Raw genomic sequence first — 22,635 nt, 5'->3', positions numbered from 1 at the left:
GTCACCAGCCCGACGCGGTGTAGACGACGGCACGGACGGACGGTTCGCCCCAGGCGAGTTCCCGCAGCAGGGCCGCGGTGCCCTCGTCGGGGTCGATCAGCTCGATCCCGCGCCTGGCGTAAGCGCGGCCGAGTTCCGCGCCCACCATGCCGCCGTGCGTCGCGGACGGCGCCCAGGGCCCCCAGTGGACGGTCAGCGCGCGAGCGCCGGTGCGGGCGGCCCAGTCGGCGCCGAGGGCTTCCAGGGCGTCGTTGGCGGCGGCGTAGTCGGCCTGGCCGCGGTTGCCGGTGACGGCGGCGATGCTGCCGAACAACACGGTGAACGCGGGGGCGCCCGGCAGGTCGTCCAGGGCGGCGAACAGCGCTGCGGCTCCGGCCGTCTTCGTGCCGTAGACCCGCTGGAACGACTCGGGGGTCTTGTCGGCGATCAGTCGGTCCTCGACCACCCCGGCGGCGAAGACGACCCCGTCGAGTCGGCCGTGTTCGGCGTGGATCTCCTTGACCGCCCGCCGGACGGCGTCCCGGTCCCGGAAGTCCACCGAGCGGTAGCGCGCCTCGCTTCCGAGCGCGCCGAGCTCCGCGAGGGTCGACGCGATCTCCCGCTGGGCGAGGATGAGTTCGGCGGTCCGGTTGATCTCGGCGGGGCCGGCTGCCGCGCCGGGACCGGCCGCGAGTGCCGCCCGCAGCTCGACGGGGGTACGTGCGGCGGCGGTGTGCGGGGCCTCGGGTGCGGTGGGCGCGGGGGTACGGCCCAGCAGTTCGACACGGCACCGGCAGGCACCGGCCAGTGTCGCCGCGAACCTCGCGGTGATGCCCCGGGCGCCACCGACGAGCAGGACCACGGAATCGCGGTCGAGACCGAGCGCGGCCGCTTCGGCGGCGCCGTCCCCGGCGGGTCCTGCGCCGGTGGCGGCGAGCGGGCCGAGGGGCGCGGGCACCAGCGCGAGGCCATGCCTGACGCCGGCGGCCGTACGCAGGACGACGGGGGCCGGCTCGGGCGCCCGCAGCTCGGCGAGCACGGCATCGGCGACGGCCACCGGAGCGGTGTCCGCGACGGCGACGACCCGTGCGAGCAACTCCGGGTACTCATGCCCGACACTGCGGAACAGACCGTCCAGCCCGGCCGCCCGGAGACCGCCGGCAGGATCGCCGGCCCCTTGGACGCCGCCACGGTCGGCGGGCGGAGGAGTGCCCCCGGGGTCGGCGGTCCGAAGAGCGTCCGTGCGGTCGGCGGGCTGGAGAACGTCCGCGCGGTCGGCGGCCCGAAGAGCGTCCGCATGGTCGCCGACCGGAAGCCCGCTTCCACGGTCGGAGACCCCAGGAACGCCGCCACGGTCAGCAGCCCGGACAGCGTCCGCGCGGTCAGCGGCCCGATGCCCGCTTCCACGGTCGGCGGGCCCAGGAGCATCCCCACGGCCGGCAGCCCGTGGAGCGTCCGCGTGGTCAGGGGCCCGAAGAGCGTCCGCATGGTCGCCGGCTCGAAGCCCGCTTCCACGGGCGGCAGTCCCAGCTGCGCCCCCACGGTCGGCGGTCCCAAGAGCGTCCGCGCGGTCGGCGGTCCGGAGGGCGAGCAGCCGGCGGGGGCCGCACGCGAGCGCCGCGCGGAGCACCGGGAAGGCGTCGGGCAGCACCGGGAGGTCCGGGCCGGGCAGAGCGCCGAGGTACACGACGCCGTCGACCGGACCATCCGCCGCGGTGAGCAGGTGGCTCGCGTCGAGCAGCACGGCTTCGGCGCCGTGCTCAGCGAGCCGCGCCGCGACCTCCGCCGCCGCGCCCGCACCGTCCCCGAGGAGGGCGAAACGCCGGCCGGACAGGGCGCGGTCGCGATCGTCGGGGGCTGACGGGCCCGGGTCCGGGAGGGGTACGGGACGCAGCTCGAAGCGCCGGGGCGGTACGCCGAGGAGGGGAGCGGAGGTGGGGACGGGCGCGGAGGTGGGAGCGGGGGCGTGAGTCGCTTCGGCCGGTTCGCGAGTCCGCGCACCGACTTCCCAGATCCGCACGCCCACTTCCTGAGTCCGCGCGCCCACTTCCGGAACCAGCCCAGCCACTTCCCGCGTCTGCCCGGCCGACACCTGAGTCGGTCCGCCCGCGTCCGGCGCCGGCCCAGCCGGTTCCTGGGTCCGCCGACCCACTTCCCCGATCCGCTCGGCCGCTTCCCGAGTCAACCCAGCCGCTTCCGGGGTCAGCCCGGCCGCCATGCCGGTGAAGGCTTCCTCGGTTCGCTCCTCCGCGTACTCCGCCTGGCCGCCGGTGCGGGACTCCTCGTGTCGCTCTCCTCCGTCGCCGGGCTGGGCCCCCACCCGCGCCGTCAGCCACCCCGTCACCGCTGCAGCGGTGCGCGCCTTGGCGAGTTCCTCCAGTTCGGCGTCGTCGAGCACGTCGGCGCCGCCCGCGATGCCCAGCCGCTTGGCGAGTTCGCCCGCTATCTCGGCCCGCTTGATCGAGTCGATGCTGAGGTCCGCCTCCAGGTCGAGGTCGGGCTCGATCATGTCGACGGGGTAACCGGTGCGTTCGCTGATGATCTTCAGGACGACCCGCTCGACGTCGTCACCCGGCGCTTCGCCCTCCGGCATTGTCAATTCCGAGTCAGCCGACGTGAGTTCGACACGAAGCGGTGCGGTCGGGACGGGCGCCGGCGGTACGGCGGCTCCGGGCGCCGCGCCGAAGTAGGTCAGCAGGACATCACGCTGCGCGGCGATCATCTCCCGGCTGGTGCGCAGGAACTCGGAGACGAGCGCGTCCCGGTCGGCCGGGGCGCCGTACGGCTGGTCGGTGGTCACGGTCGTCTCCACGACTCGTCGGGCCGGTGCGAGGGCACCGGGCAGGAATGCCCCGTCGGCGGTGCGGACGAGGTGTCCGTCGACCGTCCAGCCGGGCCGCTTCGGCGCCGGGCCGCGCAGCGCGTCGACGGCGTCGCGGCCCCGCAGCAGCCAGGCGGTGCGCACCGGCTGTCCGGCGACGGCGAGCCGGGCGAGGGCGTCCAGCCAGCCCCGCAGACCGCTGTCGGCGTCCGGTTCGCAGGCCACCGCGTGATGCGGGCGGTCGCCGAGGATCCGTGCGACGAGCCGGGTGAGGACCGTGCCGGGACCCGCCTCGACGAAGACGCGCGCGCCCGCCTCGTACATGGCCTCGATCTGGGCGGCGAACGCGACGGGGGCACCGATCTGGGCGGCGAGTTCGGCGCGCACCTCGTCAGGGTCCAGAGGATAGGGCGCGGCGGTGCGGTTGGCCCAGACGGGGAACTCGGGGGCCCGCACCGTCGTGTCCACGAGGGTCTTGCCGAACCCTTCCCCCGCCGCGGCCACGAGCGGGCCGTGGAAGGCGCAGGCCACGGGGATGCGCCGCGCGCCGAGCCCGGCCTCGCGCAGCAGCCGTACGGCCGTCTCGACATCCGCCGTCGGTCCGGAAATCACCGTCTGATCGGGTGAGTTGAGGTTGGCGACGACGACGGAGGCGGGTGCGCCGCTCGTGCGCAGGGTGCGTACGACGGTCTCGGCGGAGGCGCCGACTGCGGCCATGGTGCCGGGGTCGTCGCCCGCCGCCGCCAGGATCGCGCCGGCCCGCTCGGCGCTCAGCTCCAGCAGTGTCTCGGGGTCGAGGGCACCGGCCGCGGCGAGGGCGACCAGCTCGCCGTAGCTGTGCCCGGCGGCCTGGTCGGGGTGGACCCCGGCCGAGGTGAGGAAGGCGTGCGCGGCGAGGCCCGTGACGCCGAGGGCCGGCTGCGCAGCCCGGGTGTCGGTGAGCGCGGCCCGCCGACGCTCCCGCGCGGCGTCGTCGAAGGCGGCGGGCGGGTGGAGGATGTCGGCGTACGCGCGTCCGAGGTCCAGGTAGTACCGCAGCTCGGGAAGGTGGATCATGAGCTCGGCAAGCATCCCTGGACGCTGACTGCCCTGACCGGGAAAGAGAAAGGCGACCTTGCCGCGCGCCGGCCCCGCGCCCCCGCCTTCCACCCGGCCCGTCCCGCCACCCCTCACCCGGTCCGTCACACCGTCCTGCACCGGATCCGCGGCCTCTGCGCGCACCGGATCCGCAGCCTCTCCCCGCACCGGACCCCCGGCACCGTTCCCCTCCCCCAGCCCCAGTCCCAGCCCCTCCAACTCCGTCACCTGGTCCGCGACATGGATCCCGGCACCCGGATCGTGCTCCCCCGCGAGCAGCCGTCGCAGGTGCCCGATGAGTTCCTCGGTGTCACGGGCCACGAGTGCGGCCCGTACCGGTTCGTGTGAGGTGTCGGCGCGGTGGGCCGCGGCGAGGGCGAGGTCGCGGAGGCGCCAGGGGTGGCCGTCGGTCTCGGCGGCCCGGAGGATCTCCACGGCGTGTCGGTGGGCCGCCGCCCTGTCCCGGCCCCGGAAGAGGAACAGCTCGGCCGGCCAGGCGTCCAGTGAGCGCCGGGGCGGTACGGCGTCGGCGTGGGCGGCCAGCACGGCATGGAAGTTGGTGCCGCCGAAGCCGAACGCGCTGACTCCGCCGAGGCGTTCTGCGGCCGGTGCCGGCCAGGGCCGGGCGCGGGTGTGGAAGACGAACGGGCTGTCGTCCTCCGCCCAGGCCGGGTTGGGGCGCTCCAGGTGCAAAGTGGGTGGGGTGACCCCGGTGTACAGCGCGAGGGCCGTCTTGATCAGGCCCGCGAGGCCGGCGGCGCACTTGGTGTGTCCGATCTGCGACTTGACCGAGCCGAGCGCACAGCCGCCCGTCCCCGCTCCCGCCTCACTGAACACCTCGGCGAGGACGGTGAGTTCGGTGCGGTCGCCGACGACCGTGCCGGTGCCGTGCGCCTCGACCAGGCCGACGTCCGCGGGCGAGACACCGGCGTTGCGGTACGCCCGCTCCAGCGCCGCCCGCTGGCCCTCGGGGCGGGGTGCGGTCAGGCCCAGGGAGCGGCCGTCGCTGGCGGAGCCGAGACCCTTGACCACGCCGTAGATCCGGTCGCCGTCGCGCTCGGCGTCGGCGAGCCGCTTGAGCACCAGGCAGGCCACGCCCTCGCCCAGGGCGATGCCGTCGGCGGAGGCGTCGAAGGCGCGGGAGCTGCCGGTCGGGGAGAGCGCGTGGACGGAGGAGAACAGGACGAAGTCGTTGATGCCGTTGTGCAGGTCGGCACCGCCGCACAGCACGAGGTCGCTGGTGCCGGAGACGAGTTCCTTGCAGCCCACGTCGAGCGCGGCGAGGGAGGACGCGCAGGCCGCGTCGACGGTGAAGTTGGCGCCGCCGAGGTCGAGCCGGTTGGCGATCCGGCCGGAGATGACGTTGGCGAGCATGCCGGGGAAGGAGTCTTCGGTGAGCCGGGGCAGTTGCTCCTCGATGCCGTCGGGCACCTTGCCGTGATACGACGGGAGGACGGCGCGCAGGGTGACGGCGTTCGACAGGTCGCTGCCCGCCTCGGCGCCGAAGACGACCGAGGTCCGCGCGCGGTCGAACTCCCGCCCCCGTTCGCCGTATCCGGCGTCCTCCAGCGCCCGGCGGGCCGCCTCCAGGGACAGCAGCTGGACAGGTTCGATGCTGCCGAGGGAGGCGGGCGGGATGCCGTAGCGCAGCGGGTCGAAGGGGATGCGCGGCAGGAATCCGCCCCACTTGGACGCCGTGCTGCCGGCCGCGTGGTGCACGGCCGGGTCCCAGCGCTCGGGCGGCACTTCGGTGACGGCGTCGCGGCCGGTGACGATGGCGGACCAGAAGGCGGCGAGATCGGGGGCCCCGGGGAACATGCAGGCCATGCCGACGATGGCTATGTCCAGCGGTGCGGGCGGCTCCGGCTCGACGACGGAAGCCGCGCTCGGGTGGGCCGCACTCGGGTGGGCGGCCCGCCGCGTCAGGAGATCGGCGGCGCCGTCGGTGACCGAGCGGTGCAGGTCGGCCAGGGTGGTGGTCGCCGAGCGCAGCACGGCGACCTCGCCGGCCATGAACATCCCGTCCGCGAGCTGCCGTTCCTCGTCCACGGCCGCCAGCGCACCGTCGGCTCCGCGCTCGACGCCCTTGCTGGCGATGCGCAGCCGGCCCACGTTGAGCCGTTCCAGCCCCTCCCAGACCTCGCGGTCGGTCAGCCCCTGCGCTCGTAAGGCGGCCTCGCGTCCGCGGTAGTCGGCGGTGAAGGGGCTGGGCACGCAGCGGGTGGCGTGGCCGGGTGCGGTCTCCAGGAGGGTGGTCGTGGTGGCGGTGAGCACCTGCCGCTGGAAGAGGGGCCGGACGGCGCCGTGCGCGACGGCCTCCTCGGTGAACAGGTAGGCGGTGCCCATGAGCACGCCGACGGCGGCGCCCCGGGTGGTGAGGGGTGCGGCCAGGGCCGCGACCATCGCCGCCGACCGCTCGTCGTGGACGCCGCCCGCGAAGAACACCTCCAGCCGCCGGGCGGCCGCGCCGCCGTCGGCGGCGTAGGGGTCTGTGCCGGTGTCGTCCAGGAAGTCCTGCAGTACGGCGAGTTGGGCCTCCCAGAGCGGGAAGGAGGCCCGGGGCCCCACGTGACCGCCGCACTCGGACCCCTCGAACACGAACCGGCGGGCACCCGCGTCCAGGAACTGCCGCAGCAGTCCCGGCGAGGGCACGTGCAGGAAGGTGTGGATCCCGGCCCGCTCCAGCGTCTCCGCCTGGGCGGGCCGTCCGCCGGCGATGATCGCGTGCGTGGGCCGCAGTTCCCGTACGGCGTCCAGCTGGGCGTTCCTGATCTCCTCGGGTGCGAAGCCGAGCACGCCCACGCCCCAGGGCCGTCCGTCCAGCACGGCCCTTGCCTCGGTGAGAATCGACCTGGTCCGCTCGGCGTCGGCGAGGGCCAGCGCCAGGAACGGCAGCGCTCCGTCCGCGGCGACGGCCGCGGCGAAGCCGGCCTGGTCGCTGACCCGGGTCATGGGCCCCTGAGCGACGGGGAGCCGGGTGCCGAGCGCCCGGCCCATGGCCGATCCGGGTCGCAGCGCCGTGGCCCCATCGCCGTGGGCCACTCCGTCGATCGCCGTCGCCACCTCGCGCACCGACCGCCGTACGTCCCCGGACCGTTCCGCGAACCGGGCGGCGAGGAAGCCATCCTGACCCACCGGCAGCAGCCGGCCGCGCTGGTCGCCGGCGCCCAGGAGGGATGCGACCGCCCGGGGGTCGTCGGCCGGCGGACGTGGGACGGAGTCCGGTCCCCGGCGCCGCAGTACCCGGTGGCCGCCCAGCACCACGGTCTCCGAGCCGTCCAGGGAGCGCAGCACCGACCGGACGGTTTCGGGCAGCCCCGACTCGGCGAGCAGGGCCAGCTGGCTGTCGAGGACCACCCCGGCGGCACCGCCGGCCACGGCGGCCGCCGCCGTACGCGGGCCGATGCCCCCGCAGGCCCAGACCGGGACGCGGCTCGACTCCTCGTCGGACAGGAGCTGTTGCAGCAGCACGAAGGTGCTCAGTTCGCCGACCCGGCCGCCGCTCTCCGCACCGCGGGCGATGAGCCCCCAGGCACCTGCGCGCAAGGCCGCGTGCGCCTGCCCGAGGTCGGTGACCTCCGCCAACACTCGGCATCCGGAGGGGAGTTCGGCCCGCTTCCAGGTTGCGTCGGCCGTCAGGACCACGGCGTCGGGGCCGTCGCCGACCTCGGCCGGGGTCAGCGCGCAGCGTCCGGTCACCCGCACCCCGAAGGGGCCCGGCGCGGACCGTCTCAGCCGGGACAGCGCCTCGCGGGATCTCCGGTCTCCGGTGCCGAGGTCGAGGATGCCCAGCGCGCCGGCGGCGCAGGCCGCGGCGGTGAGGCCGGCATCGGGTTCTCCGAAGGGGGTGAGGCACAGGACGAGGTCATGGGGGCGCACAGGCGAGGTCATGATGCTCCGGCACGATCGGCGAGACAGCACGGTGGGGGGTGTGCGGCGGAACGCTCTGGTGCGAGGGCACCGGAAACTAGCCTCGGCCTACTCACGGGTCAATAACGTCGCCTCCTTTTCGTGCCCGGGGACATCGATTCGGCCAGTGGGTCGAATTCCGCGCAAGAACCGGAAAACACGCCAATTCCCCTCCCCGGTGCGGGCGGTGGACCACCCGGATCCCTCGCACCACACCACCACAACCCCGGCAAAGCACCCGTCTGCGTCACCGGGCGCTCACCCGGCCGCAATGCGGCGGGACATCCCCTCGAAGTCTGTAAATTCCGCATGACTTCGGTGCCGTGGCTCGATCGCTGCCCGGGCTCGGGGGACGTCCCGCGGCACTCGTCAGCGCAGCAGTGTGCCCACGGTCGCGGGTACGGCGCCGACCGCGCCGGCGCCCGGCGGAAGGGCTCGGTGCGCCGCACGCACAGCCCGGGCCGGCGGCACGGCCCCGGTACGCCGCTGGTCGTGTCCGGCGCGGACCTGTGCGATCCGGGTCTCGTTCGTGTGGCCCGACTGCCCCGGATTCCCCGGCCACCGCCGATCCGCCGGATCCCTCGGATCCCCCGACCGTCCCGGATCCGCCGACTCCCCCGGCCGGCCGCCCGCGCCCGCCGGCTTCCCGCGCGAGGCGGGCCCGCGCGGCGGGCCCTCGGCATCCCCCGTCGAGGGCCCGCCGCCCTGCAAGGATCTCGGCTGCCGGCCCCCTGACGCCTCCGCCCCACCGGGCACCCCGTCCTCGCCGCAAGCACCGTGACTGCCGAAAACACCCTGCGCGCCAGAACCACCGGCGCCGGCGGAACCATTGGCACCGCAAGGCCCATCAGCACCGGCAGCAGGCGCATTGGCACCACCACGCACACTGGCCGCACCACCATGCGCACCACAACCCCCCAGAACACCGGCAACCCCCGGCGCCCCCGCCCCGCCCGACGCCACGTCCGGCCGCCCCGACCCCCCGACGCCCCCCGGTTCCACCACCCAGCGCCGCTCCACCACCCAACGCTGCTCCGGCGAACCGTCACGCGGCACCAGCCGGACCCGGCCCGACGCAACGCCGGACCCCGGAGCGAGCGCGAGGCCCTCGTACCGGCGAGGCAGGATCTCGCCGCGCACGGTGATGTCGTACATCACCTCTCCGGCGTGCACGACGCATCCGGCCAGCACGACGCTCTTCGTCCCGAGGTCGGCAGCCAGGCACAGGGAGGGGTCGGCGGCGCTGCGCAGCAAGCCGTCGTCCTGGTACGACCACTGCTGCGAGGCGACGGAGGAGCACAGCGCGAGCCGGACGCCCGCGCCCTCCCGCACGCCGCCCCCGCGCACGTCGAGGCAGCGCCCGGAGGTGAGGCCGCGCAGGCCGCCGTGGGCCACCTCGACGGGTTTGCCGGCCGAGGCGGCGGAGGGGGAGGTGGCGGCCCGGGCGCCGGCGCCGCCGGGGTGCGTGGTCTGGCCGGCGGGGGCACCCCAGGTGGCGCCGGGCGTGGGGACACCGTTGTCGTCGGACCAGCTCCTGACCACGAGGACGGTGGCGAGCAGCGCGAGCGAGGTCAGTCCGACGCCGATGACCACAGCCTTGCGGTGCCGGCTGCCGGCCCCGGTGCGGTGTCTGCCTCCCGCCGGTTCGGGCACGGGCGCACACGGCAACTCCTCGGCGGCGCCGCGTCCGGGGCGCGAGTCGAGATACCGGCGGGCGCCCCAGCCGAGCACGGTCTCGGCGAGCAGCAGGCCCAGACCGCCGTCGAAGAGCCCGAAGGTCTCGGCGGCGTGCCGGCAGTGCGCACAGACCGACAGATGCTGTCGTACGTCCGGCAGCAGGTCACCGCCACGGCGCAGGGGGACGTCCAGGAGCCGGTTGTAGAAGCGGCATTCACGGAAGGGGGCGAGTTCCCGGTGGGCGCGTACGCAACCCGCCCGGAATTGCTCGCGTGCCTGCTCCAGGGCGGCCGTCGCGGTGGCGGGGTCGATGCCCAGCAGACCGGCGGGTATGTTTATGGGTTCCGCTTCCACCTCGGTGTGCCACAGAAGGCATTGCGAGGCGCCGGGAAGGGCCCTGAACGCGCGTTCGGCGAGTTGTCGCCTTTCCGGTGTTCCGGGCTTTGTCGCACGCAGCCCGCGGCCTCCGGCAGGTTTGCGCAATTCCGGCAGAGTCGCGCAGGCCGCGTCGTCCGCCGCCCAGGCGCGGACGGTGTCACGGACGGCGGCGAGCAGATGCGGTCGCAGGGCGCCGCCGGCCGCTCCGCCCGCCATCCGGCCGAGGACCTCGTGGAAGGCGGCGGTGGCCACGAGTTGGGGCGTGGGACCGGCGGAGGCCAGACAGACGACGGCGTAGTCGCGGGCGGCCCGCCAGTGGCGGGCCAGCAGCAGGGCGACGGCGTGATGGCGGGCGTGGTGCGGGCCGCCGAGCAGGGCGGCGAGACTGCGGTCGGACTCCCCGGGTGAACCGGGCAGCGGCGGATACGGCGGGCGTGGGGGGTAAGGGGACTGCACGGAACCATTTCCTTCCAGCCGCAGGACCGCACACGAAATGCCGTCCTGTCGGAAAGCAGTGCCGATTGGTGCATATCTCATGGGCCGGCCTTGGCGTTCGACGCCTGCCTTTGCCCTCCCGCGGGAAGGCTCACCTTCGCACACGCGACTCACAGGAAACAAGAAGCTCGATTGCCCCGGTCGGCAAAGTCAGTGAATTGCACAGGAGTTACCGCCGGTATCATGTCCACAGCCGGTTCCCATGTTTCTCCGGGCGCGCTCTCATCCGCGTACCCGAGCATGGGCCGCATGATCGCCCCCCGCTCCCCAGCGACCCCCGCCTCGTCCCGTACGGTCCGCAAGGCGGTCGTACCGGCCGCCGGACTCGGCACCCGTTTCCTGCCCGCGACCAAGGCCACGCCGAAGGAGATGCTGCCGGTCGTCGACAAGCCGGCCATCCAGTACGTGGTCGAGGAGGCGGCCGAGGCCGGCCTCGACGACATCCTGATGGTCACCGGCCGGCACAAGCGGGCCATCGAGGACCACTTCGACCACGCCTTCGAACTGGAGCAGGCGCTGGCGGCCAAGGGCGACACCGTGCGGCTGGACGCGGTGCGCGGCCCGGCGCGGCTCGCCGACATCCACCACATCCGCCAGGGCGACCCGCTCGGCCTCGGCCACGCCGTGCTGTGCGCCCGCCGCCACGTCGGCGGCCAGCCCTTCGCGGTGCTCCTCGGCGACGATCTGATCGACCCGCGCGAGACCCTGCTGAGCCGGATGCTCGAGGTCCGCGAGCGTTACGCGGGCAGCGTGGTGGCGCTGATGGAGGTCGACCCGGCGCAGGTCCACCTCTACGGCTGCGCGGCGGTGGAACCGGCCGGCGCGGACGGGGTCGTACGTGTCACCGGACTGGTGGAGAAGCCGGTACGCGGTGATCGGCCGCCATGTCCTCGACCCGGCCGTGTTCGACGTCCTGGAGCGCACCCCGCCGGGCCGCGGCGGCGAGATCCAACTGACCGACGCCCTTCAGAACCTCGCGGCGGACGGCACCGTGCACGGGGTCGTCTTCGACGGTCTGCGCTACGACACCGGCGACAAGGCCGACTATCTGCGCGCGGTGGTCCGGCTCGCCTGCGCCGGGCCGCGTAGAGCGACGGGCCGCGTAGGTCAACGCACACGCAAGAAGAGGGGCCTTCTGCGGGCCCCTCCCCCAAATGCCTGGCATTTCCTAGCCGTTGGGACGCAGCGTCCAGACGACGGTCATCTCTCCCGTGACGGGGCCGTCGGCGCGGCGGATCTCGATCGCCACGGGGAACTCGGGCCGCTGCCCGGCGTCCAGTTCGGCGACAACCTCGGCGGCCGGACGGCCCAGCGTGGCCGTCGCGGTGACGGCGCCCATCGCGAGCTTCTTGTAGGCGATGTCGGCACGGACGGCGAGCGGCACCGCGCGGGAGAGCTGGTCCCCGAAGGCGGCCAGCACGATGGCCCCGCTGGCCGACTCTCCGAGGGTGAACATCGCGCCGGCGTGCGGCCCGCCCACATGGTTGTGGTACGCGCCCTGGTCCGGCAGGGACACCACGGCCTTGTCCGGAGAGGTCTCCAGGAACTCCAGGTTCAGCGTCCGGGCCATGGGCACGGTGGCGGCGAGCATCTCGCCGATCGACATCTGGTCTGCGCTCATGGCGTCATGTTACTCACGAGTAGCCGAAACTGGCCAGCACCGGACCGTCGTCCGCGCCGCTTCGCTACGAGCCTGACGAGGGCCGGTGACCGAACCGTGTCCCTGGCGGCACTAGGGTTACTGGCCATGTGGCCAGATCAGCAGCCGCCAGGGGGCGCGCCGAACCCGCAGAACAACCCGCAGCACAATCCGTACCAGCAGCCGGGTTACCAGCAGCCGAACCCGTACCAGCAGCCCGGATACCAGCAGTATCCGCAGGCCGGGCCGTACGGTCAGCCGCCGCAGTGGGGGCAGCCTCAGCCGCCCACCGGGCCCGCCCCGCAGCCGCCGCAGCCAGGCGGCGGCCGCACCAAGCTGATCGCGATCGTCGCGGCCACGGCGGTCGTGGTGGCCGCCGGCGTGACCGGCTATCTCGTCCTCGGCGGCAAGGACGACAAGAACGACCAGGCCGACGGCAAGGGCGGGCAGCACGCGAGCCACTCGCCCACGTCCCAGCCCTCCGCCGGCCCGTCGGCGACCGACGACCCGCGCGGCGTCACGTCGGAGAAGCCGACCGTCCCCGGCTGGAAGGTCGTGGTGAACCCCAGATACGGCGTCGCCTTCGACGTGCCCCCGGACTTCGAGGTCCAGAAGCCGGGCCTCAGCATCGGCTTCGAGTTCCCGAAGACCGAGAAGACCACGGGCTACAGCATGTCGGGCACCGCCGAGTACAAGCCCTCGTGGTGCACCTCGGACGACGACAAGGACGGCTACACCGAGGAGACCGCGCTGGGTGTCGTGGGCTCCAAGGGCGAGAGCGGCGCCAAGGACACGGACGAGATCGCGACCGGGTCGGCGGCCACATGGGTCTACGGTGGCTACACCCAGCCGGACAAGAAGCACGTCTCCTGGGACAAGAAGCCGACCCCCTTCACCACCGACTCGGGCGTCAAGGGCAGCTACGCCTGGGCCTGGTCGGTCAACACGCCGAAGAAGGGCAAGTGCGTGACCGAGGGCAAGGGCTTCGCCTTCGGCTTCAAGAACTCGGAGAACGACTTCGTGTCGTTCGACTTCTACGGGGCCGCGGGCGTCAAGGGCGAGGTGCCCAAGGCGACCATCCTGAAGATCCTGCACACCGTCCGGCTGCACGGAACCCCGACCAACGACTGAACCCGCCGGGTGTTCCGGCCCGCCGGCGGACTGGCGGTCACGACGGCAGCCACGGTCAGCAGAGCGTAGTTGCGGCCGGCCCGTCCAACTCGCCGCGCCGCGCGCTTCTTCGACGTCGGTGACGGCCCCCTTCCGAGGGCCGGGACGACGTGGTGTTGCGGCGCCTCGGCGCCAACGGCTCGCTCGTCGCCGCCGCGTTCGCCGTGCTGGACGCGGGCGGCGACGACGCAGACGTGGGACCGGTCGCCGCCTCCCGCGCCGTGCCGCTGGTGGTGTTCCTCCTCATCGGCGGTGCGTTCGCGGACCGGCTGCCCCGGCACCGGTGATGGTCGCCGCCAACGCCCTCAACTGCCTCTCCCAGGACGCGCCTTCGCCTCTCTCGTCCTGGCCGGCGAGCCCCGGCTGTGGCAGATGATGCTGCTCAGAACAAAACTGCCCCATGTCTGGACCGGGCGCGGTGGCGCGCCGCCTGTCGTCGGCGAGGCCGGACCGAGGGAACGCAAGCGGCGGGCTGGGTTCATAGGCGCACGATGACCAGGGCGGTGTCGTCGGTGGCGGTACCGGCTGGGAGCAGATCGGTGAGCACGGCGTCGGCGAGGGCTTCGGGAGCGTCTGCCTGGTGGCGGGCCAGGGAGTCGGCAAGCCGGGCGAGGCCGGTGTCGATGTCTTCGCGGCGGCGTTCGATGAGGCCGTCGGTGTAGAGCGCCAGCACGGCGCCCTCGCGGAAGGCCGCGGCAGCCTGGATCCGGGGGGCGTGTTGAGGGCGGGCGGCCAGTGGTGGGTCGGTGGCCTGGTCCAGGAACTCGACGGTCCTGTCCCTGTGCAGGAGCGCAGGTGGGGGGTGGCCGGCGCTGCTGTAGGTGATGGTGCCGGTCTCCCAGTCGATGAATGCCGTGGCCACGGTGGTGTTCTCTGCGCCGTCGATGGTGCGGGCGTACATCCCGAGGACTTCCAGGGCGCGGCCGGGGCCGTCGGCGACGAGAGAGGCGGCGGTGAGGGCACTGCGCAGTTGTCCCATGACGCAGGCCGCGGGCAGGCCATGGCCGACAACGTCGCCGACGGTGACGGCGATACGGTCGCCTGGCAGGTCGACGAGGTCGTACCAGTCCCCGGCCACATTCAGCGCTTCGGCGGCGGGCCGGTAGCGTACGGCCGCCGGGTGCCGGCCGACCGGGCGGGGGGCGGGCAGCATGGCTTCTTGAAAGGTCAGCGCGACCTCACGGGCGCAGATGAGTTCGGTGACGTCCTCCACCCGTTGCAGCAGCAGCGCCACTCGCCCGTCCGGGCCGAAGACGGGAACGTTGGTCAGGTCCAAATACCGTTCCTGCCGCACCCCAGGCTGCTCGGGGTCCTCCACGTCGTAGCGCTGCAGCGCTACGGTCTCGCGCTCGCCGGTGTCCACCACCCTGCGTAGTGACGTCAGAATTTTGGGCAGGAGGGGACCGGCGGGGTCGTTCTCGTGGCGGTCTTCGGGCAGGAAGCGACCTACCAATCGCTCGCGGGTTTCGCCCCGGATGCGCGAAAACTCCGCGTTGACGTCCGCGTAGATCAGCTGCGGGGTCACCAAGGCCACCGCCCCGGGGAGGGCCCGGAACACCGCCGTATAGTCGACTTCCGGTTCCGTCATGACGTGCCTGCCTTGCCGCCATTGTCTGTCTTTTCACGATACGAGCAGGGAGCCACAACTCGCTCCATGGCGTTGCAGGCCTGGCACTCCAAGCTGACGCAACTCTGCATTTGGTTTCAGGCGATACCGTATCGAATGAGCGGGTAGCGTAAAGTTGGCCTCATGACCGCCGACGTTCCTCCCAGGACCACGCCCTCGCGTGTGACCGACCGCCCCGGGGATACCTCACCTTTCGCTCTCGGCTTGCTGCTGCGCCGGGCGCACTGGCGCGCGGCCGCCGTGATGGAGGAGGCGCTTCGTCCGCTCGGCATCGAGTTGCGGCACTTTGCCGTGCTGATCGTGCTCGTCGACCGTGGGCCCACCGTGCAGCGGGACTTGGCGGCAGCGACAGGGTCCGACAAGGCGGGCATCATGAGGATTGTGGACGATCTGGAGCGTAGGGGGCTGGCCGTACGCAAGAACGTTCCAGGGGACCGGCGGGTGCGGGCGGTGGAGATCACGCCTCAGGGCATGGAACTTTTCGATGCAGCCCATGTGGCGGCGGAGCCGCTGGCTGAGCGTCTGGTTTCCGAGCTGAGTCCCGGCGAGCCCGAGAAGCTGACGGATCTGCTGACCCGGATCGCCCATCCCGCAGACGGTGAGGCGTAGGCGCGCCTGGGCACTGGTTGCCTGCCACGTGGGCACACTTCGCCCCATGCGGCTTTCGCGACGAACCCGGCTTTGAGGGCCGCAGGCATCGTCGCCATGCGCAGGCCCTGGCCGCGGGCGGCGGTCAGGCGTCGCCGACAGGGACAAGGCTGTTCGCCGTTCGCACCGCTGTCGCCCGGCACACCTGGCTGACGGTCTGCTGTTCACCCCCGCACGCATAGCCGTCGTCCCGGTGCGCCCCCCACCGGCGTGCACCGGGACCCCGGCTACCCCAGAGCCGGGTCACCGGCTTCCAGGGACAGAGCCCCACTCACCGTCCAGGATGCCGTGTGACGCCTCGCCCCAGGGCGTCACACGGCGTCCGTGGCCAGCGGGTCACACGGTGAGGCGCTGTGCGAGCTCCTTGGCCCTGGTGATCGCCTGCGCGAAGGCGCGCTCGCGGGAGGCCTCGTAGAGGGGGACGAGTTCGGACATGGCCGGGTTGCGGGGAGCCATGGTGAGTTCCGGGACGATGAAGTCGAGGTCCAGGCCGAGAGTGTCCTTGAGGACGGCCTCCAGGTAGTTCTGTACGAACTCGTAGCCCTCACGCGGGGTCCCCGGCGCGTAGGAGCCGCCGCGGCTGGCGACGACGATGACCGGGGTGCCCTGGGCGGAGGGGGCTTCGCCGGCGGTGCGGCCGAGCAAAAGCACGCTGTCCAGCCACGTCTTGAGGGTCGAGGGGATCGAGAAGTTGTACATGGGGGCGCCGAGCAGGACGACGTCCGCCTGCTCCAGCTCCTCGATGAGCTTCACGCGCGCGGCGAACGCGGCGGACTGCTCCGCGGTGCGCTCGGCGGGGGCGGCGTATCCGGCGGACCAGGCGTCGGCAGTCATGTGCGGGACAGGGTCGGCGGCGAGGTCGCGGTAGATCACCGTGCCCTCCGGATGCTGTTCCTCCCAGGTCCTGCGGAAGGCGGCCGTGACCGAGCGGGACGAGGACCTCTCGCCGGGAAACACGGACGAGTCGATGTGCAGCAGCGTGGCCATTGACCTTCTCCAAAGTGCAGTGCCCGAGGCGGGGGAGACCCAGGGCTGGGGATTCATGCTCGACGATAGTTAAACACGAGATGGTATCGAGTGATACTATCTCGCATGTAACGGGAAGAAGAGTGCTGAGCAGACGAGGAGCCGGACGGTCATGGACGTCTATGAGGCGGTCAGGAGCCGACGAGCGGTGCGCGGATTCACCGACCGGGATGTTCCGAGGGAGGCGCTGGAGCGCGTGCTCTCCGCCGCGGCCTGGGCGCCCTCCGGGTCGAACCTCCAGCCGTGGCACGCCTACGCGGTGACCGGCGCGCCACTGGCCGAGATCAAGAAGCGCGCCGGTGAGCGCCTCGCCGCAGGCGACCCCTGGGACGAGCCGGAGTACGAGCAGTACCCGCCCGCACTGAAGTCCCCGTACCGTGAGCGCCGGTCCGCCTTCGGTGAGCAGCGCTACGGCGCACTCGGTATCGCTCGCGAGGACATGGAAGGGCGCCAGCGGGCCGCTTCGGCGAACTGGGACTGTTTCGGCGCGCCCGCCGCCCTGTTCTGCTACATCGACCGCGACCTGGGACGGCCGCAATGGTCCGACGTCGGCATGTATCTGCAGACCGTCATGCTGCTGCTCCGCGCAGAAGGACTGCACAGCTGTCCGCAGATGGCCTGGGCGAAGTTTCACAAGACCGTCGCGGAGGTCCTGTCACCCCCGGACGACCTCGTCCTCTTCTGCGGCATGTCGATCGGGTTCGAAGACGCCACGGTACGTGACGCCCGTACGGGCCGGGCCCCACTCGACGAGACGGTCACCTTCGTCGACGGTCTCTGACACACCCCCTCCTCAGCCCCTTGAGGCGCCTGTCGCCGCGCTCACCGAGGGGGCAATATGCCACATTTACGCAAATAATCCCGATGAAAGGCTCCCCATGAAGATCGCAGTCATCGGCGGTACCGGGCTGATCGGATCACAGGTGGTCAACGACCTGACCGCCGCCGGGCACGAGGCAGTACCCCACTCGAAGTCCACCGGTGTCGACGTCATCAGCGGCCAGGGACTCGACCAGGCTCTGGCGGGGGCCGACGTCGTCGTCAACCTGACGAACTCCCCGACCTTCGACGAAGCCTCCCCGGCCTTCTTCCAGACGTCGATGGACAACCTCCTGGCCGCGGCCCACAAGGGCGGCGTCGGGCACTTCGTCATCCTCTCGATCGTCGGCGCGGACCAGGTGCCGGAGCTGGACTACTACCAGGCCAAGGTGCTCCAGGAGAAGATCCTCGCGGCCGGGCCCGTCCCCTACTCGATCGTCCGGGCGACGCAGTTCATGGAGTTCATGGAGGCCGTCCTGTCCTGGACCGCCGACGGCGACACCGTCCGGTTGCCCGCCACGCCGATCCAGCCGATCGCCGCCGAGGACGTGGCCAACGCGGTGGCGCAGGTCGCGGCGGGCGCTCCGCTGAACGGCATTCACAACATCGCCGGCCCCGAGATCTTCAGCTTGGACGAGCTGGGCCGCATCACCCTGTCCCACAAGGGCGACAACCGTACCGTCGTCACCGACCCCGCTGCCGGCATGTTCGCCGTCGTCAAGGGTGACGTCCTCACCGACAAGAACGCCCACCTCGCGCCCACCCGCTACGCCGACTGGCTCTCCTGACCCGCTCGCATTCTCCGAGGTGCACAGCGTCCCGGTGCGATTGTTGCTCATGAGTTTTGGGCACCTCGATGAATTTGTGCCCAGGACTGTCCACGACCGGTCACTCGGAGCAGATGAGGGAGGTAGATGATCTTGGACGTCTATGAGGCGGTCAGGAGCCGACGGGCGGTTCGCGGGTTCACCGACCAACAAGTCCCGCGGGAGGTGCTGGAGCGTGTTCTCTCCGCCGCGGCCTGGGCGCCGTCCGGATCGAACCTCCAGCCGTGGCACGCCTACGTGGTGACCGGCCGGCCTCTGGCCGAGCTCAAGAGGCACGCCGGCGAGCGCGTGGCCACGGGCGACCCCTGGGACGAGCGGGAGTACGAGATGTACCCGGCCGCACTGAAGTCCCCGTACCAGGAGCGCCGATCCGCCTTCGGCCATGAGCGCTACAGCGCACTCGGCATCTCGCATGAGGACTGGGAGGCGCGCCAGCGGGCCGCTTCGGCGAACTGGGACTGTTTCGGCGCGCCCGCTGCCCTGTTCTGCTACATCGACCGCGACCTGGGACGGCCGCAATGGTCCGACGTCGGCATGTATCTGCAGACCGTCATGCTGCTGCTCCGCGCAGAAGGACTGCACAGTTGCCCGCAGATGGCGTGGTCGGTGTACCGCAAGACCGTCGCGCAGATCCTGTCACCCCCGGACGAGCTCATCCTCTTCTGTGGCATGTCGATCGGGTTCGAGGACGTCACGGTGGGCTACAGCCGTACGGGCCGGGCGCCGCTCGACGAGACTGTCACGTTCGTCGAGGGTTAGGTTCGGCGCGCTCCGGCCAATGTCCGCGGCATTCTCGGTCCTTGCCCAGTTGGAGCACTCGTCTCGTGACAGAAGGGCGAGCAGTCCCGGGGAGTTGCTGAGTGAACTGAACGGTTCCCCGCAGAAGCGATGAGGACTGAGTAGTCTGTGACAGCAACTCAGCCTGCCGGTTCCTCCCCAGCCCGATGCTCCGCCACCTCTGACGAAGATGCCGCGCCGGAAGGTGCATCGGCCTCTGTATGCAGGCTGCGCACCTGCGGCGCCAGAAGGGCGGCTACGGTCGCCAGGACAACCAAAGCTGCACAGCCGGCCAAGGCTCGGCTGGTGCCCACGGCAGCGGCGACGGGCCCGGCCATCAGCAGTCCGAGCGGGGCGAAGGCCAGCGAGCCGAACCAGTCGTAGGAACTGACGCGGGACAAGACCTGCTCCGGGACCTCCCGCTGGACCGTGGTCGCCCACAGAACACCGAAGACATCACTCGCGATACCAGCGCCGAACATGGCTGTGGCGATCAGCCATACAGGAGCTTCGGCGCTGAGCAGAGCAATCGGTACAGCGGCAGGAAAGGTGCACACCACGGCCGCCAGAAGGGGACGGTTCACCCGCACACGGGCAGCGAGTCCCGCGCCAACGACGGTGCCCAAGGCCTGTGCCGCCACGATGACCGACCATGCCCGCGCCCCGCCAAGGTGCTGCTCGGCTGTCAGCGGGCCCAAGACTCCGACGTTGGCATTCAGCGCGGCAACGACCACCGCGTATTGAGCGACCACTACCCACAGCCACTGCCGGGAAGCGAACTCGTGCCAGCCCTCGCGCAGGTCGGCCCAGCCAGACGCTCTCCTGCGAGGCCGCGCGTCCACCCCCAGGCGACTCGTCAGCGCCGCGCTGACGATGAAGGACGCCGCGTCGAGCGCCAGCGCCCAGCCGGCGCCCACCAGCGCCACGGTCATCCCGGACAGCGCCAGGCCCAACAGCAGGGCCGCATTGGTGCCCACCCGCAGCAGCCCGTTGGCCTGTTGCAAACGGTTTGCAGCCACGACCAGTGGCACGAGGCCGTCCATCGCCGGAGCAAACAGGGATGTCGCCGTTCCGGCCACCACCGCCAGCAGGCACATAGCCGCCACAGGCGCATGACGGGACAGCACCATGGAGGCCAGAGCCGCATATGCCCCAGCCCCCAGTACATCGGCCAGGACCATCAGTCGCGACCGCGACATACGGTCCGCGATCACACCACCCGCCAGGATGAACACCGACTGCGGCACGGCCTGGCAGGCCAGCACCAGCGACAACCGCCCGGCAGTGCCCCCTGGTAGAGCGAGCACCGCGAATGCCAGTGCCACCCGAGCAAAGCCGTTGCCCAGCACGGAAATGACCCGTGCGCAGACGAGCAGGACGAACTGCCGGTCGCGCCACAGTCGTGCCCCAACCGAAGACACTGTCACGGCCAGGGACCCTATGAGAGCCGGGGCGACGCGTGCTCAGAACCAGCCAGGCCCGACCTCGTTGAGCGCCTTGCCGAGGTACACCGGTTCTGGGCGGCAGCGGTCGTGGCCGACCCCAGCGAGAAGCCCCCGACCGTGGCACCGGCCGAAGACACGCTCTCAGCCGACCTACTCGCCCGTTCGGCCGCAGCCACCCAGGAACTGATCGCCGCCCTGCGAGCCGCAGGTCCTGCGATGGACCGCTGGACATGGTGGGGAGACTCCGACGTCCCGACGACGAGCGGTGCCGTGGCGCGTCATCAGGTCCAGGAGGCCGCAGTCCACGCCTTCGACGCCCAGCTGGCCACCGGAACTCCCCAGATCTTGGTGCCTCGGTCGGCAATAGTTACGTACGGGCATCACAGACACACCCATCGTGGCCGCTGTAGCCGCTTTCAGGGGACTCGCCGCACTCGGCGCCCGGAAGGCCTCGCACCAGGCGAACGACATTGCGGCCTCAGATCGAACGGGAACCGTCCGCGATCACCGTCGTGCCCGCCGCCACGGCCGGCAGGTCCGACTCGCGCCAGACGTGTGCGTCTGCCTTGTTGCCGGGTGCCGAGCCGAGGCCACCACCAGGCGGGTGTCGGCATCGATGATGACCTGCACATTCGCCGAGAACCGGCAGTTGCGTGAGGAGGCTGCGGCCTTACGGTCCCGGACCGGGATCAGGGTGCCGTCCGCGATCCATAACCGCTCGACGCCCGGCACCGGCCCGGGCGCCGGCTCCAGTGCAAGCAGCGGCCGAAGACGCTGGATGACCCGGCAGACGGTGGCAGGTGAGCAGCCGAAGAGCGGGGCGAGCTGCCGCATGGTGAGGTCGCGCCGGCTCACCCGAATCTCCGCGGCGCAACCTCGCCTTGCCGTCGTACTCCGAGTGGTGGGACCAACGCGTCCGAAATAGCGTATGAAGGGGTGTTTGGCGAATGTTCGGTCAATGGAGGATGTCATGGCCGACAAGACGTCTCCGGACGGAGAATGGAGCGCGGCGGGTTGCCCGATGGGGGCGTTCGCCCGGCGGACGTTTCTGCAGGGCACCGCTGCCGGACTCGTGGTCGGAACGGCGGGCGAGAGCGTCCTCGGGAACGGTACAGCGGCCGCAACAACGGCGCCCGAGGCCGACGCAGAACCCACGTCCCGGACGATTCCATTCCACGGCTACCACCAGGCGGGCATTAGCCTTCCTCCTCACCCACAACGGGTCGCCATTTTTGTCGCGCTCGACGTCACCGCGTCCGGCCGCAAGGAACTCACCGAGCTTTTCCGCACGTTGACTGCGCGCGCCCGCTTCCTCACGGCGGGCGGAAGACCGCCCGAAACGTCTTCGACCGCGGCACCGTCGAGCTCGGGCATCCTGGGACCCACGGTCGTGGCAGACGGCCTCACGGTGACCGTGGGCGTCGGCGCCTCTCTCTTCGACGACCGATACGGTCTGCGCGCCCGGAAGCCGGTCCAGCTCGTCACGATGAAGGCATTCGAGCATGACGATCTGGATCCGGCGCTGAGTCAGGGGGACCTGCTGCTCCAGATCTGCGCCGATAACCGGGACACGACGGTGAACGCCCTGCTCGACATCCTGATGCACACGAAATCGGTGGCGAAGCTGCGCTGGCGCATCGACGGCCAACGCAATCCGCACCGCCCTGTCGGTGTCCGGCGCGACTGGTTCGGTTTCAAGGACGGCATCTCCAACCCTGACACCACCAGCGCCTCCCAGATGGACCAGGCGGTCTGGGTCCAGCCGAAGAGCGCTGAACCGGCCTGGACCGCGGGTGGCACTTATCACGTGGTGCGTATCGTGCACTTCTTCATCGAGGCGTGGCAGAAGGTGCCCGTCGCCCAGCAGGAGCGCATCTTCGGCCGTCGCAAGGCGAGCGGCGCCCCCTTGTACGCGCTGGGCGAGAACGACAACGACAAGTTCGACCCCATCTACACGAACGACCCCCAGGGAGTCATCACCCCGCTCAACTGCCATATCCGGCTTGCCAATCCCCAGACCCCGGAGACCGCGGCGACCAGCACCATCCTGCGCCGGAGCTTCGACTACGACCGCAGTCCCAACCTCCCCGAACTCGACATGGGACACGCGTTCAACTGCTTCCAGCAGGAACTCCACACCTACATCGCCATGCAGACCCGGCTGCAGAGCGAAGCACTCGTGCCCTTCATCAGCCCTCGGGGCGGAGGCTACTTCTTCGCGCTCCCGGGCGTTCGGGACAACAAGGACTACTACGCCCGCGGGCTGCTGACCTGATACCTGGCCGAACCACCGGACCGGACCACGGCACTGTGCACAGGAG

Annotated in this window: 12 protein-coding genes and 4 pseudogenes; 9 read left to right on the top strand and 7 right to left on the bottom strand. The window is 71.6% G+C overall.

Going from position 1 to position 22,635, the window contains the following annotated elements; all coding sequences use genetic code 11:
• Position 1: 1 nt before the first annotated feature.
• Positions 2-7,768: a type I polyketide synthase gene (locus SRB17_RS25645; RefSeq protein WP_153542521.1), complete on the bottom strand. Its 7,767-nt coding sequence runs from the start codon at positions 7,766-7,768 to the stop codon at positions 2-4.
• Positions 7,769-8,155: 387 nt separating this feature from the next.
• Positions 8,156-10,297: an RICIN domain-containing protein gene (locus tag SRB17_RS25640; protein ID WP_323376232.1), complete on the bottom strand. Its 2,142-nt coding sequence runs from the start codon at positions 10,295-10,297 to the stop codon at positions 8,156-8,158.
• Positions 10,298-10,585: 288 nt separating this feature from the next.
• Between SRB17_RS25640 and SRB17_RS25635 the strand changes: the two are divergent.
• Positions 10,586-11,414: pseudogene (locus SRB17_RS25635) on the top strand (UTP--glucose-1-phosphate uridylyltransferase); the annotation flags it as partial.
• A 90-nt stretch (positions 11,415-11,504) separates the two neighbouring features.
• Here the strand turns inward: SRB17_RS25635 and SRB17_RS25630 are convergent.
• Entirely contained in the window at positions 11,505-11,957 is a 453-nt protein-coding gene (locus SRB17_RS25630) for a DUF4442 domain-containing protein (protein WP_194294166.1), read from the bottom strand.
• A gap of 126 nt (positions 11,958-12,083) precedes the next feature.
• On the opposite strand from SRB17_RS25630, the gene SRB17_RS25625 reads away from it, so the two are divergent.
• Entirely contained in the window at positions 12,084-13,106 is a 1,023-nt protein-coding gene (locus SRB17_RS25625) for a hypothetical protein (protein ID WP_153542956.1), read from the top strand.
• Between the two features lie 149 nt (positions 13,107-13,255).
• A pseudogene (locus SRB17_RS25620) lies at positions 13,256-13,529 on the top strand (MFS transporter); the annotation flags it as partial.
• Between the two features lie 94 nt (positions 13,530-13,623).
• On the opposite strand, the gene SRB17_RS25615 reads toward SRB17_RS25620, so the two are convergent.
• Complete coding sequence (locus tag SRB17_RS25615) at positions 13,624-14,733, bottom strand: PP2C family protein-serine/threonine phosphatase (RefSeq protein ID WP_153542520.1); 1,110 nt, start codon at positions 14,731-14,733, stop codon at positions 13,624-13,626.
• Between the two features lie 162 nt (positions 14,734-14,895).
• On the opposite strand from SRB17_RS25615, the gene SRB17_RS25610 reads away from it, so the two are divergent.
• Positions 14,896-15,381, top strand: a complete 486-nt coding sequence (locus SRB17_RS25610) for a MarR family winged helix-turn-helix transcriptional regulator (protein ID WP_153542519.1) — start codon at positions 14,896-14,898, stop codon at positions 15,379-15,381.
• 375 nt (positions 15,382-15,756) lie between these two features.
• Here SRB17_RS25610 and SRB17_RS25605 read toward each other — a convergent pair whose 3' ends face one another.
• Positions 15,757-16,407 carry an FMN-dependent NADH-azoreductase gene (locus SRB17_RS25605; protein WP_153542518.1) on the bottom strand — a complete coding sequence of 217 codons (651 nt, stop codon included), beginning with the start codon at positions 16,405-16,407 and terminating at the stop codon, positions 15,757-15,759.
• A gap of 151 nt (positions 16,408-16,558) precedes the next feature.
• Here SRB17_RS25605 and SRB17_RS25600 point away from each other — a divergent pair, with 151 nt between their 5' ends.
• From SRB17_RS25600 to SRB17_RS25590, 3 genes are all read left to right on the top strand, one after another.
• A complete protein-coding gene (locus SRB17_RS25600; protein WP_153542517.1) occupies positions 16,559-17,227 on the top strand; it encodes a nitroreductase in 669 nt (222 codons plus the stop codon).
• A gap of 97 nt (positions 17,228-17,324) precedes the next feature.
• On the top strand, positions 17,325-18,053 hold the full coding sequence (locus tag SRB17_RS25595; protein ID WP_153542516.1) for an SDR family oxidoreductase: 729 nt from the start codon (positions 17,325-17,327) through the stop codon (positions 18,051-18,053).
• A 132-nt stretch (positions 18,054-18,185) separates the two neighbouring features.
• Positions 18,186-18,851, top strand: coding sequence for a nitroreductase (locus tag SRB17_RS25590; protein ID WP_153542955.1), 666 nt, complete (start codon positions 18,186-18,188; stop codon positions 18,849-18,851).
• Positions 18,852-19,009: 158 nt separating this feature from the next.
• Here SRB17_RS25590 and SRB17_RS25585 read toward each other — a convergent pair whose 3' ends face one another.
• Positions 19,010-20,296 (bottom strand): MFS transporter, encoded by a 1,287-nt coding sequence (locus SRB17_RS25585; protein ID WP_323376231.1) that lies wholly within the window; start codon positions 20,294-20,296, stop codon positions 19,010-19,012.
• Here SRB17_RS25585 and SRB17_RS25580 point away from each other — a divergent pair.
• Positions 20,252-20,623, top strand: a pseudogene (locus SRB17_RS25580) (maleylpyruvate isomerase N-terminal domain-containing protein); the annotation flags it as partial. The gene SRB17_RS25585 and the pseudogene SRB17_RS25580 sit on opposite strands and share 45 nt — an antisense overlap.
• Before the next feature lie 181 nt (positions 20,624-20,804).
• Here the strand turns inward: SRB17_RS25580 and SRB17_RS25575 are convergent.
• A pseudogene (locus tag SRB17_RS25575) lies at positions 20,805-21,163 on the bottom strand (transposase family protein); the annotation flags it as partial.
• Between the two features lie 121 nt (positions 21,164-21,284).
• Here SRB17_RS25575 and SRB17_RS25570 point away from each other — a divergent pair.
• Positions 21,285-22,589 (top strand): Dyp-type peroxidase, encoded by a 1,305-nt coding sequence (locus tag SRB17_RS25570; RefSeq protein WP_228396298.1) that lies wholly within the window; start codon positions 21,285-21,287, stop codon positions 22,587-22,589.
• Positions 22,590-22,635: the final 46 nt, after the last annotated feature.

The sequence above is a fragment of the Streptomyces sp. RB17 genome, from assembly GCF_009604455.1.
Lineage (GTDB): Bacteria > Actinomycetota > Actinomycetes > Streptomycetales > Streptomycetaceae > Streptomyces.
The sequence above is the reverse complement of the archived record's forward strand: the minus strand, read 5'-3'. Positions and strand labels throughout refer to the sequence as shown.

What these genes read in the sequence shown, in the direction of transcription:
- SRB17_RS25645 (WP_153542521.1), bottom strand. Translation starts at nt 7,768, where the DNA reads ATGACCTCGCCTGTGCGCCCCCATGACCTCGTCCTGTGCCTCACCCCC.
- SRB17_RS25630 (WP_194294166.1), bottom strand. Translation starts at nt 11,957, where the DNA reads ATGAGCGCAGACCAGATGTCGATCGGCGAGATGCTCGCCGCCACCGTG.
- SRB17_RS25625 (WP_153542956.1), top strand. Translation starts at nt 12,084, where the DNA reads ATGTGGCCAGATCAGCAGCCGCCAGGGGGCGCGCCGAACCCGCAGAAC.
- SRB17_RS25615 (WP_153542520.1), bottom strand. Translation starts at nt 14,733, where the DNA reads ATGACGGAACCGGAAGTCGACTATACGGCGGTGTTCCGGGCCCTCCCC.
- SRB17_RS25610 (WP_153542519.1), top strand. Translation starts at nt 14,896, where the DNA reads ATGACCGCCGACGTTCCTCCCAGGACCACGCCCTCGCGTGTGACCGAC.
- SRB17_RS25605 (WP_153542518.1), bottom strand. Translation starts at nt 16,407, where the DNA reads ATGGCCACGCTGCTGCACATCGACTCGTCCGTGTTTCCCGGCGAGAGG.
- SRB17_RS25600 (WP_153542517.1), top strand. Translation starts at nt 16,559, where the DNA reads ATGGACGTCTATGAGGCGGTCAGGAGCCGACGAGCGGTGCGCGGATTC.
- SRB17_RS25595 (WP_153542516.1), top strand. Translation starts at nt 17,325, where the DNA reads ATGAAGATCGCAGTCATCGGCGGTACCGGGCTGATCGGATCACAGGTG.
- SRB17_RS25570 (WP_228396298.1), top strand. Translation starts at nt 21,285, where the DNA reads ATGGCCGACAAGACGTCTCCGGACGGAGAATGGAGCGCGGCGGGTTGC.